Origin of the sequence: Pseudomonas ceruminis (assembly GCF_021602025.1) — a bacterium.
GTDB classification, from domain to species: domain Bacteria; phylum Pseudomonadota; class Gammaproteobacteria; order Pseudomonadales; family Pseudomonadaceae; genus Aquipseudomonas; species Aquipseudomonas ceruminis.
In genome coordinates this window covers 219,597-237,586 of the sequence record NZ_BQHW01000006.1, presented here as the reverse complement: position 1 = coordinate 237,586, position 17,990 = coordinate 219,597, and the positions used below count along the sequence as shown (strand labels likewise).

Sequence of the window (17,990 nt, the reverse complement as noted above, 5' to 3'; positions counted from 1 at the left end):
CCCCGATTCTAGCGGACCTGACCTCAGACGGAAGCGTTGGCCGGGCGGAAACTGAAATAGTCGCGTAGCGAGCGCACAAAATCTTCGTATTCGCGCGGTGCCTGCAGCAACATGAACCCCGCATCGTAATGGCCTGGGGTCTGATCTTCGCGGCACCACAGGCAACTGGCCGTCAGCTGGATGAACTGGAAGCCGCCACCGGTGAGGGGCAAGCGCAATTGCAGTTCAAAATCCGGCCCGACCAGTATGGGTAACTGGCTGATCAACATCAGGCCGTCTTCAGAGGCATTACCTAGCTGCCCGATCAGTTGGCCGGTGAACGCGTTATAGACCTTGAGTACACAAGGTAGCTGGTGGCGCTCGATATGACGCTGGTTGAACGTAGTCACAAGTGCAGTCCGTACCCGGTGCCAGGAATACGCGGTACTGGCGGTTGTTGTAACAGCTGGTTAACAGATTAGCGCAGCGCGCGCGGCAAATCTCGTGAAATCAACCATACCTTTGCATTAACGCCAAGGAGCAGTAGTCACCGGGCTGGCCACCGCCGGTTCGCCAGCGCGATAGTGCCCTAGCTTCTCCAAGGTCTGCAGGCGGGCCTTGGCCCGGTAGGCGTATTCGTTGCGGGGGTACTGCTGGATCAGGTACTCATAGGTTTGCGCTGCATCCACAAAAAGCTTCTGGCGCTCCAGGCATTGTCCGCGCAGCAGCGACACTTCCGGGTGGATGAACGGCCTTGCGCGGCTGGTGCGGTCGACCTGCGACAATTCCAGCATGACCCGCTGGCAATCGCCACGGTCGTAGGCGCGGTAGGCATTGTTCAAGTGATGGTCCATGGACCAGCGGGTGCAGCCGACGGCGCTGGCCGCCAAGGCTAAAACGATCAGGGCTCGCATGGGGGATCTCCTTTGGTAGGCAGTTTATCGGCCTTGCGGGATTTTTCTTCAACCTCCGGCTGCAAGAGAGGCACCGGCGCTCATGCGCCTGTAGCGTGCCGCCTGTAACTTGCCGCTGCCCTACCTGGGTTACTTGCAGGTAGTGCAACGGAACAATGACTACAGCGCGATTCAGGAGTAGCCTTTCGCTGCGCTTCACTATAGGAGTCTGTGCATGACCATCCGCCGTACCAAAATCGTCGCCACCCTTGGCCCCGCCAGCAATTCGCCGGAAGTGATCGAACAGCTGATCCTTGCCGGCCTGGACGTGGCACGCCTGAACTTCTCCCACGGCACCCCGGACGAGCACAAGGCGCGCGCCCGCCTGATCCGTGACATCGCCGCCAAGAACGGCCGCCATGTCGCGCTGCTGGGCGATCTGCAGGGTCCGAAGATCCGCATCGCCAAATTCAGCAACAAGCGCATCGAACTGAAAGTCGGTGACAAGTTCACCTTCTCCACCGCCCACCCGCTCACCGAAGGCAACCAGGACATCGTCGGTATCGACTACCCGGACCTGGTCAAGGACTGTGGCGTCGGTGACGAGTTGCTGCTCGACGATGGCCGCGTGGTCATGCGCGTCGAAACCGCCACTGCCGATGCCCTGCATTGCGTGGTGATCATCGGCGGCCCGCTGTCGGACCACAAGGGCATCAACCGCAAAGGTGGCGGCCTGACCGCTCCGGCCCTGACCGAAAAAGACAAGGCCGACATCAAGCTCGCCGCGCAAATGGACCTGGACTACCTGGCCGTTTCCTTCCCGCGTGATGCCAAGGACATGGAATACGCTCGCAAGCTGCGTGACGAGGCAGGTGGCAGTGCCTGGCTGGTCGCCAAGATCGAGCGTGCCGAAGCCGTTGCCGACGACGAAACCCTCGACGGCCTGATCGCTGCTTCCGACGCCGTGATGGTTGCCCGTGGCGACCTGGGCGTGGAAATCGGCGACGCCGAGCTGATCGCCATCCAGAAGAAGATCATCCAGCACGCCCGCCGTAACAACAAGGCGGTGATCGTGGCGACCCAGATGATGGAGTCGATGATCCAGAACCCGATGCCGACCCGCGCCGAAGTCTCCGACGTGGCCAACGCCGTGCTGGATAACACTGACGCGGTGATGCTGTCGGCCGAAAGTGCCGCTGGCGCTTATCCGATCGAAGCCGTACAGGCCATGGCCCGCATCTGCCTGGGTGCCGAAAAGCACCCGACCAGCCAGAAGTCCAGCCACCGCCTGCACACCACCTTCGAGCGCTGCGACGAAAGCATCGCCCTGGCGGCCATGTACACGGCCAACCACTTCCCGGGCGTGAAAGCGATCATCGCGCTCACCGAGAGTGGCTATACCCCGCTGATCATGTCACGCCTGCGTTCGCACGTGCCGATCTTCGCGCTCTCGCCGCACCGTGCCACCCAGGCGCGTGCCTCGATGTTCCGCGGCGTCTACCCGATTGCCTTCGACCCGGCGTCGCTGCCGGCCGACAAGGTCAGCCAGGCAGCGGTCGACGAGCTGCTCAAGCGTGGGCTGGTGGAGCAAGGTGACTGGGTCATCCTGACCAAGGGCGACAGCTACCACACCATCGGTGGCACCAACGGCATGAAGATCCTGCACGTGGGTGATCCGCTGGTTGGCTGATCCCGTACCGGGCCGCACTGCGGCCCATCGCCGGCGAGCCGGTCGGCGATGGGCCCAGCTCAAACAACCTATTGCTCTCAGGCATGCTCGACAAATACATCGGCAAGCACCTGATTCCTCGGCACCCCCGCAATGAACAGCCGCCGGGCAAACCGCTCGACACTTCCAGGTGCGCCACATAGCAGCGCAATGGTCTGCCGTGACGACGGTCGCAACCCCGCCAGCGCTTCATCCAGCTGATTGACCAGCACCCGTTCGACACTCACGCCTTCACGTTCCAGCAAAGGCTCAGCCAGGTAATGCCCCGCGTGGTCATGGGCCACATGCATCACCCTGATCTCGCCGCCATGGCCCTGCCGCACCGCCTCGCGCAAGATGCCCCACAGCGGCGCAAGCCCGGTACCCGCCGCCAGCAGCCACAACGGCCGTGCGTGCCAGTCGGGGTCGTAGTGCAGCGCCCCACCCCTGAGTTCACCCAGGCGCAGCACGTCGCCCACCTGCAACTCCCGCGCCTTGTCGCAAAAGGCACCGGGCCGCCGGCAGTCGATATGGAATTCGAGGAAGTCGTCCTCACCCGGCAGGCTGGCCAAGGAATAAGGCCGCGCAACGCTACCGTTCCACAACACCAGATGCTGGCCAGCCTGGTAACGCAGCGCACGCTCGGGGCGCAGGCGCAAGCGCAGCACATCGCCATACCAGTCCAGCGCACACACCTGCGCGGCAATACCATCCTGCACCGGGTCGAACACCGCCACGCGCAGGTCGCTTACCACTCGGCACTGGCACGCCAGACGCCAGCCCTGGGCATGCCTGTCCAATGCCAAGGCCTCGGGCAAGGCATCCGTCGGCTGCCCGTCCAGGCAGTGCACCAGGCAGGCATGGCAACTGCCAGCCCGACAGCTGTACGGCACATTCAGGCCTGCCTCGTTCAGGGCATCGAGCAGGTTGCTGCCAACCGGCACCGTCCAGCGGCGCTCACCCACACACAGCTCTGGCATCTTCATTACATCCCCGGGTATCTATCGCCACTCTAAGGCAAGCCGTCATCGGCAGCAAAAAGGATGCCGAGCCCCCTGCCGACCAAGGTCCAGACCGTCCGCAGGTGTTTCGCCCACCGATGCGCGCTATACTGCCGCGCCTTTTTGCGTTGGCCTGACCTGCCAACGCCTTGCCAGGCGTTTCGACACGCTGGTCGGCACCGTCGGAAAGCCTTTACGAATGTTCCCGTCTTTAAGAGGAGCGCGCTGCATGACCGTGATCAAGCAAGACGACCTGATTCAGAGCGTCGCCGACGCCCTGCAATTCATCTCGTACTACCACCCCGTCGATTTCATCCAGGCGATGCACGAGGCCTACCTGCGTGAAGAGTCGCCCGCTGCGCGTGACTCCATCGCCCAGATCCTGATCAACTCGCGCATGTGCGCCACCGGCCACCGCCCGATCTGCCAGGACACCGGTATTGTCACCGTATTCGTCCGCGTAGGCATGGATGTGCGTTGGGACGGCGCCACCCTGAGCGTCGACGACATGATCAACGAAGGTGTGCGTCGCGCCTACAACCTGCCTGAAAACGTCCTGCGTGCTTCGATCCTGGCCGACCCGGCGGGTGCCCGCAAGAACACCAAGGACAACACCCCAGCCGTCATCCACTACTCGATCGTCCCCGGCGACAAGGTCGAAGTCGATGTCGCCGCCAAAGGCGGTGGTTCCGAGAACAAGTCGAAGATGGCCATGCTCAACCCGTCCGACTCGATCGTCGACTGGGTACTCAAGACCGTCCCGACCATGGGCGCTGGCTGGTGCCCGCCTGGCATGCTCGGCATCGGCATCGGTGGTACCGCCGAGAAGGCTGCAGTCATGGCCAAGGAAGTGTTGATGGAGTCCATCGACATTCATGAACTCAAAGCCCGTGGCCCGCAGAACCGCATCGAAGAGATCCGCCTGGAGCTGTTCGAGAAGGTCAACCAGTTGGGCATCGGCGCCCAGGGCCTGGGCGGCCTGACCACCGTGCTCGACGTCAAGATCATGGACTACCCAACCCACGCCGCCTCGCTGCCGGTGTGCATGATCCCCAACTGCGCCGCCACCCGTCACGCGCACTTCGTGCTCGACGGCTCTGGCCCTGCCGAGCTGGAAGCGCCGTCGCTGGACGCCTACCCGGAAATCGTCTGGGAAGCTGGCCCAAGCGCCCGTCGCGTCAACCTCGACGACATTACCCCAGAAGAAGTCGCCAGCTGGAAGCCGGGCGAAACCATCCTGCTCAACGGCAAGATGCTCACCGGCCGCGATGCGGCGCACAAGCGCATGGTCGAGATGCTCAACCGTGGCGAAGCGCTGCCGGTCGACCTCAAAGGCCGCTTCATCTATTACGTCGGGCCGGTCGACCCGGTCGGTGACGAAGTGGTAGGCCCCGCCGGCCCGACTACCGCCACCCGTATGGACAAGTTCACCCGCCAGATTCTTGAACAGACCGGCCTGCTGGGCATGATCGGCAAATCCGAGCGTGGCCCGACCGCCATCGAAGCAATCAAGGACAACAAGGCCGTGTACCTGATGGCCGTGGGTGGCGCCGCCTACCTGGTGGCCCAGGCGATCCGCAAGTCCAAAGTTCTGGCCTTCGCCGAGCTGGGCATGGAAGCGATCTACGAGTTCGAAGTCAAGGACATGCCGGTCACCGTCGCGGTGGACAGCAACGGGGAGTCGGTGCACATCACCGGCCCAGCCCTGTGGCAGAGCAAGATTGCCGAGAGCCTGGCTGTTGAAGTGAAGTAAGGCAGTTGTAACAGTGACGGCCCCTCGGGGCCGTCGCCGTTTCAGAGGATCCGTTCGAACTGCTCTGGCCAATCGCGCCGGGTAAACACCTGCCCCTGCTCCCTGACCCGCCGAACCTCAGCCAGATTGAGTTCGCACACCAGCCACTGGCTGTTGACCGGGTTCAGTTCCTCACTCAGGGCAACCACACCATCCCCCGGCATTCCATGATCCGGCGGCACGAATAGCCCCGAACGCCCGGTGTTTTCATCCAGTGCCGGCGACCAGGCTGCCTGGCCCACGGTCGTGGCCTGCAACACCGCAATCTGGTTCTCCAGCGCACGGGCCTGGGCGCCGATGCGCACACGGTGGTAGCCGGCCGCGGTATCGGTGCAGCTGGGCGCCAGAATCAGGTCCGCCCCCGCTTCAGCCATGCCCCGCGCCAGCATCGGAAATTCATTGTCATAACAGATCAGAATACCCAGGCGCCCCAGCTCGGTATCGAACACCTTCAGCCCCTGCCCCGCCGCAATGCCCCAATGCTCACGCTCGAAGCGGGTCATCATCAATTTGTCCTGATGCCCTAGCACACCCTCTGGCCCGAACAGCCAGGCGCGGTTACGGTAGTGTCCGTCACTATCGAGCACAGGCAGGCTACCCGGTTGCAGGTACACGCCCCACCGCCGGGCAATGCTTGCGCACAGCGCCAGCCAAGGTGCAATCAAGGGCTGGATGCCAGCGATCGAAGCTTTCAGATCGCCCCGCTGCCCAGCAGGCAACTGGCCACTGAGCACCAGACCGGCGTATTCCGGCAGCAGCAACAGCTGGGCGCCCGACGCTGCCGCTTCGGCGCACACACCTTGCAGGTGCGCGGCGTAGGCATCCCAGGTTTCATGCAATTCGATCGCGTACTGGCAGGCCGCCAAACGGATCATATGGGCAACTCCTTGAGCCAGAACGACATGATCTTTTCAGACGCGGCCTGCTCATCCAGGTCGCGCCAGGCATAGGTGGTGCGCAATGAAGGGTCATGCAGGAAGCCGCGGTTACGCCAGAACCCCTGCAACGGTTTGTAATTGGCTGGCCGCCGAGGGTGAACGCCGGGGCGCTCGACGGCGCAGAAGGCGCAGTAGTCGAATTCGGCAAGCTTGTGGGCGTAGGACTCGCGTTCGATGAAAAAACGCACACCCAGGCCCTGCCCACGGTAGGCGGGCAGTACCAGCGATTCGCCGAAGTAGTACACGCAGGCAGGGTCACGGCCCTGGGCGAGGAACGGCTGTTGAAACTCGGGCGCCCCGTCCACCAGCGGTAGCCCCGTGGAGGCGCCGACGACTTCGTCGTTGTCCAGAGCCAGTACCACCAGGCTGCGGCCGGAGTGGGCATAGCGTGCCAGGTAGTCGGCCTCGTACGCCGGGTCACCGTCATACAGATAGGGAAACTCGCGGAACACAGCCAGGCGCAGGCGAGCGAGGTCATCGATGTAAGGCGCGATAGCGGCGCCGTGCAACAGGCGTATTTGCATGCTTGGCGGTCGTTTTGTCGATGTGGATGACGCGCTCGGCTAAGCCGGGCTTGAGGGGAAACCCTATCATCCGACCCAACGCAGCGCCTTTCCCCTACACGACAGGAAATGTTCCATGACCGCTACCGAACTGGTAAATGCCTACTACGCAGCTTTCAATGCCGGTGACATGCCTGCCTTTCTCGCCCTGCTCAGCGAAGACGTGATCCACGACATCAACCAGGGAGAGCGGCAGATGGGCAAAGCCAGGTTCGCCGCCTTCATGGGCAAGATGAACCGCTGCTACCGCGAGCGCCTGACCGACATCGTGGTCATGCAGAATGCCGACGGCAGCCGCGCTGCAGCGGAGTTCACCGTGCATGGAGAATATCTCGTCGATGACGAGGGGTTACCGGCAGCCAACGGGCAGACCTATGTGCTGCCGGCGGGGGCGTTTTTCTATCTCCACTGCGGGAAGATCGCCCGGGTGACCAATTACTACAACCTCAACGACTGGGTCGAGCAAGTGGGATAAAGCCAGTGGCCTCTTCGCGGGAGTACCCGCGAAGAGGCCTTCTCAGGCAATACGCGTGCCCAGCACCTTCAGGAACGCCGCCAACCACGCCGGGTGCGCAGGCCATGCTGGCGCGGTCACCAGGTTACCGTCGACATGGGCCTGGTCCACGGCAATGTCGATGAACGTGCCCCCCGCCAGCCGTACTTCCGGTGCACAGGCCGGGTACGCACTGCACTCGCGCCCTTCAAGCACCCCGGCTGCCGCCAGCAGCTGCGCGCCATGGCACACCGCCGCTATCGGTTTGCCCGCCTGGTCGAACGCCCTGACCAGTTCCAGCACGCGCTCGTCCAGGCGCAGGTACTCCGGTGCGCGCCCACCCGGAATCAGCAAGGCATCGTAGCTTTCAGCACGGACCTGAACGAAGTCATGGTTCAAGGCAAAGTTGTGCCCAGGCTTCTCGCTGTAGGTCTGCTCGCCCTCGAAATCGTGGATCGCGGTGCGCACGGTCTGCCCCGCAATCTTCTCCGGGCACACTGCATGCACGGTGTGGCCGACCATGCTCAAGGCCTGAAACGGCACCATCGCCTCGTAATCCTCGACGTAGTCGCCCACCAGCATGAGAATCTTCTTCGCCGTCATCGCATCCACTCCTTCGGTTAAGGGGAACAATCACTGCACGATAGTCTGCTTCTGTGCGTGTGGATATGGCTCTGCTGCTTTAATCGCGACGGTCGAGCAGGTTGACCACCAGCCGGTCCAGCCAGCCCCACACGCGCTGTTTCACCCGACGCCAAAGCGGCCTTGCATTCCAGTGGTCAAGGTCGACCTCTTCGCTCAGGGCGAAATCATGCTCGAAGCTGGCCCTGACCGCCGCCGTCAACGACGGGTCCAGTGCCTCGACGTTGGCCTCAAGGTTGAAACGCAAGTTCCAGTGGTCGAAATTGCACGAGCCGACGCTGACCCAATCATCCACCAGAACCATCTTCAAATGCAGGAAGCACGGCTGGTACTCGAAGATTCGCACCCCCGCGCGCAGCAAGCGGGGGTAGTAACGGTGGCCGGCGTAACGTACCGACGGGTGATCGGTGCGCGGGCCGGTGAGCAGCAGGCGCACATCGACCCCTTTGCTCGCCGCCCGGCGTAACGAGCGGCGCACGCTCCAGGTCGGCAGGAAATAGGGCGTGGCCAGCCAGACACGTTGCTTGCCGCTGTTGAGTGCACGCACCAGCGAATGCAGAATGTCCCGATGCTGGCGGGCATCGGCATAGGCCACCCGGCCCATGCCCTGGCCCTGCGCCGGCACCTTGGGCAGGCGTGACAGGCCGAAACCTTCGGGGGGCCGCCAGGCCGTGCGCCGGTTGTTGGCATGCCACTGGCGATTGAACAGCAGTTGCCAGTCGCCGACCACCTGGCCTTGCATCTGCACCATCACCTCGTGCCACTCGCTGCTCGCCTCGCCCGGCGTCCAGAACTCATCGGTGACCCCGGTCCCCCCCACCACCGCCCAACGTTCGTCCACCAGCAGCAGCTTGCGGTGATCGCGATACAGGTTGCGCAGGCCGCGGCGCCACCGCAGACGGTTGTACCAACGCAGGTAAACCCCCGCGTCCCGCAGGCGTTGGCGCAAGGCGGAGGTGAACGCCAGGGAACCGTAGTCATCGAACAGGCAGCGTACCCGCACCCCGCGCCGGGCCGCGAGCGTCAGGGCTTCGACCACAGCTTCGGCGCAGGCGCCGGCCTCGACCAGGTACAGTTCCAGATCGACCTGGGACTCGGCCCCCCTGATCGCCTGGAGCATGCGAGGAAAGAATTCGGGGCCGTCGATCAACAGTTCGAACTGGTTGCCATCCCGCCAGGGGAAGACCGGCCCTGGCATGTCAGCGAGCGTTGAAGATCAGCACCGCATTGACCGGCACCGAAGGGTTGATGGACTTGAGCCTGGCGAATTTACGCAGGCTTTCCAGCCCGGGCAGCAGGCCATAATCCTCCGCCCGCAGGACCAACGGTTCGAGGGTGACCACTTGAAAGCGCCGCTGGTCCAGACGGGTTGCCAGCAACAAGGCGTTATAGCTGTGCGACTGGCCATGCAAGGTGACGGTCAGCGGCAGGCGCAACTCGATCTGCGCGCCGTCGGCAAGGTCATTGATCGGCCGCAGGTCGAGCTGGGCCTTGACCGTCGCTTCGGCAAAGCGCCCCACCTCGAACAGGTCGTCACGCATGCGCTCGTCGCGCAGCGGGATGCCGCTGCTCACCGAGTCCATCTCGATCCGCAGCCCGGCTGTGCCTTTGCGGTCGACACTGCCATGCAGGACCAGAAAACGATGCACCTCGGCCGTGTCGCCGTTCTTGCCGGTGACGAAAGAAAGCCGTGAAGACTCGCCATCGAGGTGCCAATTGGCGTGGGCGGGCAGGCATAAAGCCAGCAGCAGTGCGGGCAACAGACGGGGCAACTTGAACATGACAGATCTCGTGAAACCAGACCGCCAACCTTACCCGCCCGTCTTCATGGCAGCAAGCGGCAGCCCGCCTGCGGGCCTTGCCAGGTCGCCTGATTGCGCCGGCCCAACCCGGTCGCACTGACCAGGCGCTGCTGGCTGTCTTCCTCCAGCGTGCTCAACGCCAGCCACTGCTTCACGTAACCCCGGCAATAGGCCGCGTTGAAGCCCATGACGAAACGACACGAACAGTACTCCTTGGCCGAATAGGCCGAGAGGATGCCCGGAAAGTCCGCCAATGCCTGGCGTTCCAACCAGGCCCAGCCCAGCAAGGCGACGAGCACAGCCAGCAAGAGGCGCTTCATGCACCCTCCTTGGCCAATGCAGCCAGTATCCGCTTGAGCAGCTCGTTATGGCTGTAACTGCCATCCCGGTCGTCGGCGTAGCGGACCACCACCAACCCTAAGGCGGGCAACACGTACAGGGCTTGCCCCCAATGGCCAAGGGCAGCGTACGTGTCCGTCGGTGCGTCAGGCCAAGGGCGCGCAGCCCCCGCCAATGGCTGGTTGAGCCACCAGTGGCCGCCTGGGTTGGCTTCGCCGGGCACGGGCTGGGCCTGGCTGAACAATGTGCGGTTGAAGGCCACCCAACTTGCCGGTAACAGCTGTCGGTCACCCCAGCGTCCTTCGCGCTGCATCAGCAGGCCGATCCGCGCCAAGTCGCGGGCACTGAGGTAGAGGTAGGAGGAACCGACAAAGGTACCCGTGCCATCACGCTCCCACACGGCGCTGTCGATGCCCAGCGGGGTGAACAGCGCCTGCCAGGGGTAGCCGGCATAGGCGCTGGCATCGAGCATGCCGCGCAATGCGGCGGCCAGTACGTTGCTGTCGCCGCTGGAGTAGAGAAACTGCTGGCCAGGCGGTTGCGCAGCCGGGCGCGCTGCCGTGTAGGCAGCCATGTCGTTGCGCCCGCGGGTGTAGAGCATGGCCACCACTGAAGACTTCAGCGGCGCGTATTCGTAGTCTTCCTGCCAGGCCAGGCCACTGGCCCAGTGCAGCAGGTCGGCAAGGCGCACATCGGGGTGCGCCTGTAGCGGCGGGTAATAGCGCGCCGCAGGGTCCTGCAGTTGGAAACGCCCCTCCCCTTGGGCGACCCCCAGCACCGTGGCGAGCACGCTCTTGCTCACCGACCAGGTGAGGTGGGCCGTCTGTGCCGTGGTAGGGGCGGCGTAGCGCTCGTAGAGGATGCGGCCGTCGCGGATGATCAGCAGCGCGTCGCTGCGGATGCCGCTGCGCTCGGCGGCGTTGCGCGGGGGAAAGGCATAGGTGTCCACGGCCTGCCAGTCACGGCCCGTGCTGTCGACCTTCCAGTCCGGCAGGGGCCAGTCCTCGGCCCAGGCAGTGCCCACAGCCATCGCCAATATCAGCAAGCATGCCTTCATCGCCAGGAGCCCCGAGCGTCAACCAATCGCCCAATCCTGGCAGGCGCTCATGACAGTCCTGCAGCGCTCCACGCCTTGGCCAAACGCTTTTCCCGAGCGGCCGCGGCCAACGCCAATACCCCCTGATCCCGCTGCCATAGCTGCGCCCACTGCTCCGGCCCGGCGAGCAACGCCTTGTCGACTGCGCCCCTGAGCCCCTGAAACTGAGCGAACAAGCCTCCCAGCAACAAATGGCACCCCACACTGTCCGCACACTGTCGGCTTCCCTCGGCACACCCTGCCAACAAACCCAGCAGACGCAAGCGTAAATCCTGCGGCCAGCGGCACTCCTGCCCCACCCCGTACAGCCAGGCAACCATCGCCGCGAGCACGTACAAGTCCTCCAGCGAGCGGAACGGTTTGACGTAGGCATCCCAGCCATCACCGGCCAACAGCTCACAGGCCGCCTGCTGCACATGCAGGCGGCCATGGCCCACCTCTGGCATCAACGGCAACGTCGGCAATGCCTCCAGCGTCACCCCAGGCTCACCGGGGTAGACCACCGCCAGGCTGAGCCGCGGCGTCTCGCCGGGTGCTTCACAGCGCGCCGCCACCAACAACCATTCGGCGTCCAGCCCGGCGGTGACGAAATCCTTGTTGCCCGTCAGGCGCAGGCCCTCAAGCCGGGTGTGCATGTCAGCCGGGCGCACGCTGCGCCGCTCGGTGGCGCACAGCGCGCCGAGGCTGGCCGGGGCACTGGGCCAGAGCACCCGCAGGGCGGCCTGGTAGCCCATGAGGAAGGCCAGGCCAGGGGTGGCCATGGCCCGCCCACCCAGCACCGCCAGTTCGAAAGGCGCGGCGCCACCGAGGCGTTCAAGCTGTGCGTTGTAAGTCTCGCCCAACGTGCCAGCCAGGGGCTGACGAAGGGGGTCGTTGAGTCGTTGCAACCAGGCCATCGAACGCTCCTTTCATAGGCGCTTGTCGGGTGGTGTCACGCAAGCATCACCAAAGATTCACAGAGGTGACACCGCGCCTACCTAGGCTGACTTTGCACAACAAAGCCGCCCGGCCGCAACCCTTCATGGCTGGCTTATGGAGACTCGCAATGACTCGGATCGCTCGCTCTGGCGACAACAGCACTGAACGCCGTCTGCAAGCCGAACGCCTGGTCGGCGCCGTGGCCTTGCAGGAAGCACAGGCCCTGCGCTTCAAAGTGTTCAGCGCAGAATTCAAGGCCAAGCTCAAAGGCGCCGAACAGGGCCTGGACATGGATGACTACGACGTACATTGCCGCCATATCGGGGTGCGCGACCTGAGCACCGGCGAACTGGTCGCCACGACCCGCCTGCTCGACCACCAGGCCGCCAGCAGCCTGGGGCGCTTCTACAGCGAAGAGGAATTCAGCCTGCATGGCCTGTTGCAATTGCAGGGGCCGATCCTTGAGCTGGGCCGCACCTGTGTCGATCCTGACTATCGCAACGGCGGCACCATCGCTGTCCTCTGGGGCGAGCTGGCCGAAGTGCTCAACGAAGGCCGCTACAGTTACCTGATGGGCTGCGCCAGCATCCCGATGCAGGATGGTGGCGTGCAGGCTCATGCGATCATGCAGCGCCTGCGCGAGCGTTACCTGTGCACCGAACACCTGCGCGCCGAGCCGAAGAACCCGCTGCCCAACCTGGCTCTGCCAAACAACGTCATCGCCGAGATGCCACCGCTGCTCAAGGCCTACATGCGCTTGGGTGCGAAGATCTGCGGCGAACCTTGCTGGGACGAAGACTTCCAGGTCGCCGACGTGTTCATCCTGCTCAAACGCGACGACCTCTGCCCGCGCTATGCCCGCCACTTCAAGGCGGCGGTCTGATGCCCAAGCTGCGGGTCATTGCCCGCCTCTCACGGCTGCTGCTGGTGTTGCTGTTCGGCCTGCTGATGGCCAGCGCGATCGCCCTCGGCGAACGCCTGGGCGTGAAGACCTCCCTCGAACGCCGCCAGCGCTGGACCTGCCTGTTCATGAAGCGCCTGGTCGCCGCCCTGCCCTTCGAGGTCCGGGTGCTCGGCGAGTTGCCCAAGCGGCCGATGCTGTGGGTCAGTAACCACGTGTCCTGGACCGACATCCCGCTGCTGGGCATGCTGCTGCCGCTGTCGTTCCTGTCCAAGGCCGAAGTACGCCACTGGCCGCTGGCCGGGTGGTTGGCAGAGAAGGCCGGCACGCTGTTCATCCGCCGCGGCGGCGGCGACAGTCAGCGCTTGCGTGAACAGATCGCCGGGCAGCTAGGCCTGGCCCGCCCCCTGCTGATCTTCCCCGAAGGCACCACGACCAGCGGTCGCAGTTTGCGCACCTTCCATGGCCGCCTGCTGGCAGGTGCCATCGACCGTGGTGTGGCGGTGCAGCCGGTGGCTATCCAGTATTTGCGCGGTGGCCAGATCGACCCGATTGCGCCGTTCGTTGGGGATGACGATCTGGTATCCCACCTGATGCGTCTGTTCGCCCAGCCCCGAGGCGAGGTGTGCATTCACCTGCTGCAGCCGATCGCTAGTGTAGGCAAGGAACGTGCGGTGCTGGCGTTGCAGGCGCAGCAGGCAATACACCTGGCGTTGTTCGGGGTTGACGACGTTGAAGCCATGCCACGGCGTCAGGCACGGGCGGCCTGATTGCGTGCAGCCTCAGTGTCGGCGATGGGAATAGCCAGGCGAACAGGCAATCAGGCGTCAGCCATCCGTCCCGCGGCGGCAAACGCCTGCAGCTGCGGATAGAACGCGCGAAAGTCCGCCAGCAGCGGCTCATACAGCCGCTCCAGCTCATCCATCACACCCACCATGCCCTCGGGCCTGGACAAGCGCCGACCTATGCCGTTGAACACCTGCTCCAGCGTCGCGAAGTCACTGTACGCGCCCAGCCAGTCATCCGCCGCCATGTACGGCGCAATGCGTGCCAACCGGCCGGGTAACTGCGGCTCGGCGAGCAACACCCGATAGAACTCACCGGTAAACTGCTCCAGCGGCTGCGCGGCATAATCGTCCCAGTGCCGGGCCAGGCAATGGTCGAAAAACACATCCAGCACGATCCCGGCAAACCGCCGCCGCTCGCGCGGAAAGCGTGCCAGGGCGGCCAGCACCAGAGGGTGCCGGTCGGTGTAGCTGTCGATGTGCCGATGCAGGCGGATGGCCGCCTCCAGCGCAGGTGGGAAGCGCCCTTCCAGCGTGCCTTTGACGAAGTCGCCGTACAGGCTGCCGAGCAGTTGTTGCGGCGCAGGGCCGCCCAGATGCAGGTGAGCGAGGTAGTTCATGGGCGCAGTTTAGCACTGCACGCTTTTATATCGTTATAACGCGATATAGCGATTCGCACTCAGTTCAGAACTTCTTCATATTTCTATATCGCCTGAAACCGATTTATATTTCGCTCCATCGCGATATACCGCTACACCTTGAGCCTCACACCATGCCTCTCGATCTCGACGAAATAATAAAAGCCTTGGCCCACCCGGTCCGGCGAGAAATCCTCAACTGGCTGAAAGACCCGGCCGCGCAATTTCCTGACCAGCATCACAGCACCGAGCACGGTGTCTGTGCCGGGCAGATCGACCAACGCTGCGGCTTGTCGCAGTCGACGGTGTCCGCCCACCTGGCCACGCTGCAGCGCGCGGGCCTGATCAGCAGCCAGAAGATCGGCCAGTGGCACTTCTTCAAACGCGACGAAGCCACCATCCAGGCGTTCATCGAACAACTGCGCCAAGCGCTTTGACAAGGCAGGTAAACCGTTATGACCACGCTTTTCGATCCGATCACACTGGGCGACGTGCAACTGCCCAACCGCATCATCATGGCCCCGCTCACCCGCTGCCGCGCCGACGAGGGACGAGTACCCAACGCGCTGATGGCTGAATACTACGTGCAGCGCGCCAGCGCAGGCCTGATTCTCAGCGAAGCGACTTCGGTCACGCCGATGGGCGTTGGCTATCCCGACACGCCGGGCATCTGGAACGATCAACAGGTCCGGGGCTGGAACAACGTGACCAAGGCCGTGCATGGCGCCGGCGGCCGTATCTTCCTGCAGCTGTGGCATGTGGGGCGTATCTCCCACCCCAGCTACCTGAACGGTGAGCTGCCGGTAGCCCCCAGCGCAATCCAGCCCAAAGGCCATGTCAGCCTGGTGCGCCCGACCACCGAGTACCCGACCCCACGCGCCCTGGAAGCCGAAGAAATCGCCGACATCGTCGAGGCCTACCGCAGCGGTGCCGAAAACGCCAAGGCCGCAGGTTTCGACGGGGTGGAAATCCACGGTGCCAACGGCTACCTGCTCGACCAGTTTTTGCAGACCAGCACCAACCAGCGCACCGACCGCTATGGCGGCTCTGTGGAAAACCGTGCTCGCCTGCTGCTGGAAGTGACGGACGCTGTGATTGATGTATGGGGTGCCGGACGCGTGGGCATGCACCTGGCACCACGGGCCGATGCGCATGACATGGGCGACGCCGACCGTGTCGAAACCTTTACCTACGTGGCGCGGGAACTGGGCAAACGTGGCATCGCCTTCATCTGCTCGCGGGAAAAGGAAGCCGACGACAGCATCGGCCCGCAGATCAAGGACGCGTTCGGCGGCCCTTACATCGTCAACGAACGCTTCGACAAGGCCAGTGCCAACGCGGCGTTGGCCAGTGGCAAGGCAGATGCGGTGGCCTTCGGCGTGCCGTTCATCGCCAACCCCGACCTGCCAGCACGCCTGGCTGCCGATGCGCCGTTGAACCAGGCGCATCCGGAGACCTTCTATGGCAAGGGGCCGGTGGGGTACATCGATTATCCGCGGCTTTAAGTGAGGCCCCCAGGGCCGCGTTGGGGCCCTAATCGCCGGCAAGCCGGCGATTAGGGTTCAGGAGACCTCAAGGCCGGGCGTTGATCTGCTGCTGCAGGTTCTGGATTTGGCTCTGCAGGGTATTGATGCTGCGCGTGGTCTGCCCACGGAACGCATCGAACTCCTGCACAGATGCCCCGCTGGCAGCCGCCGCAGCTGGGCGGTTGTCCACCTGGCTCTTCAACACCAGCACATCCTGCGCCAGGCTATCGATCGCCGCCTTCGGGTTACCCTGCTTCTTCAACGCGGCCACTTCGTCGCTCAAGCTCTTGAGCTGGCCGTCAAGTTTGCCGCCATCCACCTGGCCCGACTTCAACGCCGCCAGTTCGCCATTCACAGCCTTCAACTGCGCCTGCAACTGAGTCTGCAATTCGGTGACGGCCTTCTGTTGCTCGCGGGTATCGGCCAGCACTTGCTCCAGGCGCTTGCCCAGGTCGCCCGCCTGCCCCGCCACGCCTTGCTGTTGCTTGCCCTGCTCGGCCAGGCTGGCCTGCAGTTGGCGTATCTGCAGCTTCAGCGCCTCGCTGCCGGTGGTGCTGGAGGACTCGCTGGCCTCGACCTTGCCGCTGATGGCCTGCAGGCGCCCTGCCGCTTCTTCGCTGATGCGGGCAAAGCTCTCCTGGGTCGCCACCAGTTGCTGCTCCATCAGCGAGATCTGCTGAAAGCTCCACCAGCCAAGCCCCGCCAACGCAATGAACGATGCCCCCAACAGCGCCCACAAGGGGCCGGTACTGGCAGGCTTGGCGGCCTTCTGCCGGCTGCGCGCCACGTGTGCAGGCAACAGTTCGTCATCATCAGGGGTCCCTGCCCGCAAGGCGGGTACATCGTCGAAATCGTCGTGGGCATCGTTGCGCATGGATAGTGTCAACCGCAGTGGTAGCAAAGAGGCATGAGTATAAACCGCTCACGCGGCGCACTGATGACCATCATCCGTGCGCCAGGTTCACTGGCCAGGGGGCTGATGCTTCCACCAGGCGCAGAATTCATCCAACGCGGTCCACAGGCTGACGGTGGGCTGGTAATCCAGGTACTGGCGGGCACGGCTGATATCCAGGGTGAAATCGCGGCTCATCACCTGCATCCCCAGGCGCGACAGGGTCGGCTGCGGCCGCCCGGGCCAAAGCATGCAGGCAGCCTCGTTCAGCGCGGCCAGGCTGTAGGCCAGCCCGTAGGCGCGATAACGGGTGACCTGCGGCAAGTGCATCTGACGCATCACGTAGTTGACCACATCCCACAGCGGCAGCGGCTGGCCATTACTGATGTTGTAGGCCTGGCCCAGCGCACGGTCATCGGCAAACAGCGCCCTGAGCAAGGCTTCGTTGAGGTTATGAACGCTGGTGAAATCGACCTTGTTCAAGCCGTTGCCGATAATCGCCACCCGGCCCTTGCGCTGCATCTGCATCAGCCGCGGGAAAATACTGGCATCACCGGCACCCGTGACAAAGCGCGGGCGCAGCGCCAGCACCTCCAGGCCAAACTCCTGGGCGCCGAAAACCTTTTGCTCGGCCAGGTACTTGGTCCGCCCGTAGTGATCGTGGAACCGGCGCGGTACCTGGTCCTCACGGATGTCCAGGCGTGAATGGCCGTTGAAATAGATGGACGGCGACGACAGGTGTACCAGGCGGCGTACATGTTCCTTCAGGCAGCCCTCGACCACGTTCTCGGTGACCACTACATTGCCCTGGTGAAAATCCTGGTAGCGCCCCCAGGTGCCCACCGCCCCCGCGCAGTGCACCACGGCTTCGACGCCCTGGCAAAGACGCCGGGCAAGTTCGGCGTCCCCCAGGTCGCCGGGAATGAACTGCGCGCCGCGCTTGACCAGGTGCTCTACCCCCTCGGCACGCCGGCCGCTGACCCGCACGTCCAGGCCCTGCTCCAGGGCAAAGCGCGCGAAACGCCCCCCGATGAAGCCGCTCGCGCCAGTGACCAGAATTTGCATGTAAGACTCCGCCTCGCCA

At 63.9% G+C, this 17,990-nt stretch carries 21 protein-coding genes; 7 read left to right on the top strand and 14 right to left on the bottom strand.

Features of this window, described 5'->3' with window-relative positions; genetic code table 11:
- Positions 1–23: 23 nt before the first annotated feature.
- Together L6D80_RS10170 and L6D80_RS10165 are read right to left on the bottom strand one after the other, a co-directional pair.
- Entirely contained in the window at positions 24–389 is a 366-nt protein-coding gene (locus L6D80_RS10170) for a PilZ domain-containing protein (protein ID WP_054899322.1), read from the bottom strand.
- A 117-nt stretch (positions 390–506) separates the two neighbouring features.
- Positions 507–893, bottom strand: a complete 387-nt coding sequence (locus L6D80_RS10165) for a hypothetical protein (protein ID WP_054899321.1) — start codon at positions 891–893, stop codon at positions 507–509.
- Positions 894–1,107: 214 nt separating this feature from the next.
- Here L6D80_RS10165 and pyk point away from each other — a divergent pair, with 214 nt between their 5' ends.
- Entirely contained in the window at positions 1,108–2,562 is a 1,455-nt protein-coding gene (gene pyk / locus L6D80_RS10160) for a pyruvate kinase (RefSeq protein WP_054899320.1), read from the top strand.
- Between the two features lie 77 nt (positions 2,563–2,639).
- Here pyk and L6D80_RS10155 read toward each other — a convergent pair whose 3' ends face one another.
- On the bottom strand, positions 2,640–3,560 hold the full coding sequence (locus L6D80_RS10155; RefSeq protein ID WP_176514909.1) for an iron-sulfur-binding ferredoxin reductase: 921 nt from the start codon (positions 3,558–3,560) through the stop codon (positions 2,640–2,642).
- Positions 3,561–3,810: 250 nt separating this feature from the next.
- On the opposite strand from L6D80_RS10155, the gene L6D80_RS10150 reads away from it, so the two are divergent.
- A complete protein-coding gene (locus L6D80_RS10150; protein WP_054899319.1) occupies positions 3,811–5,334 on the top strand; it encodes a fumarate hydratase in 1,524 nt (507 codons plus the stop codon).
- A 41-nt stretch (positions 5,335–5,375) separates the two neighbouring features.
- On the opposite strand, the gene L6D80_RS10145 is transcribed toward L6D80_RS10150, so the two are convergent.
- Together L6D80_RS10145 and L6D80_RS10140 are read right to left on the bottom strand one after the other, a co-directional pair.
- A complete protein-coding gene (locus tag L6D80_RS10145; RefSeq protein WP_176514838.1) occupies positions 5,376–6,248 on the bottom strand; it encodes a carbon-nitrogen hydrolase family protein in 873 nt (290 codons plus the stop codon).
- Positions 6,245–6,835, bottom strand: a complete 591-nt coding sequence (locus L6D80_RS10140; protein ID WP_054899317.1) for a GNAT family N-acetyltransferase — start codon at positions 6,833–6,835, stop codon at positions 6,245–6,247. The genes L6D80_RS10145 and L6D80_RS10140 overlap by 4 nt, the downstream gene beginning before the upstream one ends.
- Positions 6,836–6,950: 115 nt before the next feature.
- On the opposite strand from L6D80_RS10140, the gene L6D80_RS10135 reads away from it, so the two are divergent.
- A complete protein-coding gene (locus tag L6D80_RS10135; RefSeq protein WP_176514840.1) occupies positions 6,951–7,349 on the top strand; it encodes a nuclear transport factor 2 family protein in 399 nt (132 codons plus the stop codon).
- A gap of 42 nt (positions 7,350–7,391) precedes the next feature.
- Here L6D80_RS10135 and L6D80_RS10130 read toward each other — a convergent pair whose 3' ends face one another.
- The 6 genes from L6D80_RS10130 to L6D80_RS10105 form a co-directional block, all read right to left on the bottom strand.
- The gene (locus L6D80_RS10130; protein WP_054899315.1) at positions 7,392–7,970 is read right to left on the bottom strand and encodes a DJ-1/PfpI family protein; all 579 of its coding nucleotides are present in this window, start codon (positions 7,968–7,970) and stop codon (positions 7,392–7,394) included.
- Between the two features lie 79 nt (positions 7,971–8,049).
- Positions 8,050–9,207: a phospholipase D-like domain-containing protein gene (locus L6D80_RS10125; protein ID WP_176514842.1), complete on the bottom strand. Its 1,158-nt coding sequence runs from the start codon at positions 9,205–9,207 to the stop codon at positions 8,050–8,052.
- A gap of 1 nt (position 9,208) precedes the next feature.
- A complete protein-coding gene (locus tag L6D80_RS10120) occupies positions 9,209–9,790 on the bottom strand; it encodes a YceI family protein (RefSeq protein ID WP_176514844.1) in 582 nt (193 codons plus the stop codon).
- A 44-nt stretch (positions 9,791–9,834) separates the two neighbouring features.
- Positions 9,835–10,131 (bottom strand): amidase, encoded by a 297-nt coding sequence (locus tag L6D80_RS10115; protein ID WP_176514846.1) that lies wholly within the window; start codon positions 10,129–10,131, stop codon positions 9,835–9,837.
- Entirely contained in the window at positions 10,128–11,207 is a 1,080-nt protein-coding gene (locus tag L6D80_RS10110; RefSeq protein WP_176514848.1) for a serine hydrolase domain-containing protein, read from the bottom strand. Before L6D80_RS10110 ends, L6D80_RS10115 begins: the two co-directional genes overlap by 4 nt.
- A gap of 47 nt (positions 11,208–11,254) precedes the next feature.
- Complete coding sequence (locus L6D80_RS10105; protein WP_054899310.1) at positions 11,255–12,142, bottom strand: acyl-CoA dehydrogenase middle domain-containing protein; 888 nt, start codon at positions 12,140–12,142, stop codon at positions 11,255–11,257.
- Between the two features lie 149 nt (positions 12,143–12,291).
- Between L6D80_RS10105 and olsB the strand changes: the two genes are divergently transcribed.
- Together olsB and L6D80_RS10095 are read left to right on the top strand one after the other, a co-directional pair.
- Positions 12,292–13,047: an L-ornithine N(alpha)-acyltransferase gene (gene olsB, locus L6D80_RS10100; RefSeq protein WP_054899309.1), complete on the top strand. Its 756-nt coding sequence runs from the start codon at positions 12,292–12,294 to the stop codon at positions 13,045–13,047.
- Positions 13,047–13,835 carry a lysophospholipid acyltransferase family protein gene (locus L6D80_RS10095; RefSeq protein ID WP_176514850.1) on the top strand — a complete coding sequence of 263 codons (789 nt, stop codon included), beginning with the start codon at positions 13,047–13,049 and terminating at the stop codon, positions 13,833–13,835. Before olsB ends, L6D80_RS10095 begins: the two co-directional genes overlap by 1 nt.
- Positions 13,836–13,885: 50 nt before the next feature.
- Here L6D80_RS10095 and L6D80_RS10090 read toward each other — a convergent pair whose 3' ends face one another.
- On the bottom strand, positions 13,886–14,470 hold the full coding sequence (locus L6D80_RS10090) for an acyl carrier protein phosphodiesterase (protein WP_054899307.1): 585 nt from the start codon (positions 14,468–14,470) through the stop codon (positions 13,886–13,888).
- A 152-nt stretch (positions 14,471–14,622) separates the two neighbouring features.
- Here L6D80_RS10090 and L6D80_RS10085 point away from each other — a divergent pair, with 152 nt between their 5' ends.
- Both L6D80_RS10085 and L6D80_RS10080 read left to right on the top strand, forming a co-directional pair.
- Positions 14,623–14,925 (top strand): ArsR/SmtB family transcription factor, encoded by a 303-nt coding sequence (locus L6D80_RS10085; protein WP_054899306.1) that lies wholly within the window; start codon positions 14,623–14,625, stop codon positions 14,923–14,925.
- Positions 14,926–14,943: 18 nt separating this feature from the next.
- Positions 14,944–15,993, top strand: a complete 1,050-nt coding sequence (locus tag L6D80_RS10080; protein WP_054899305.1) for an alkene reductase — start codon at positions 14,944–14,946, stop codon at positions 15,991–15,993.
- A gap of 67 nt (positions 15,994–16,060) precedes the next feature.
- Here the strand turns inward: L6D80_RS10080 and L6D80_RS10075 are convergent, their stop codons facing one another.
- Positions 16,061–16,888, bottom strand: a complete 828-nt coding sequence (locus L6D80_RS10075) for a hypothetical protein (RefSeq protein ID WP_054899304.1) — start codon at positions 16,886–16,888, stop codon at positions 16,061–16,063.
- A gap of 87 nt (positions 16,889–16,975) precedes the next feature.
- Positions 16,976–17,971 (bottom strand): NAD-dependent epimerase/dehydratase family protein, encoded by a 996-nt coding sequence (locus tag L6D80_RS10070; protein ID WP_176514852.1) that lies wholly within the window; start codon positions 17,969–17,971, stop codon positions 16,976–16,978.
- Positions 17,972–17,990: the final 19 nt, after the last annotated feature.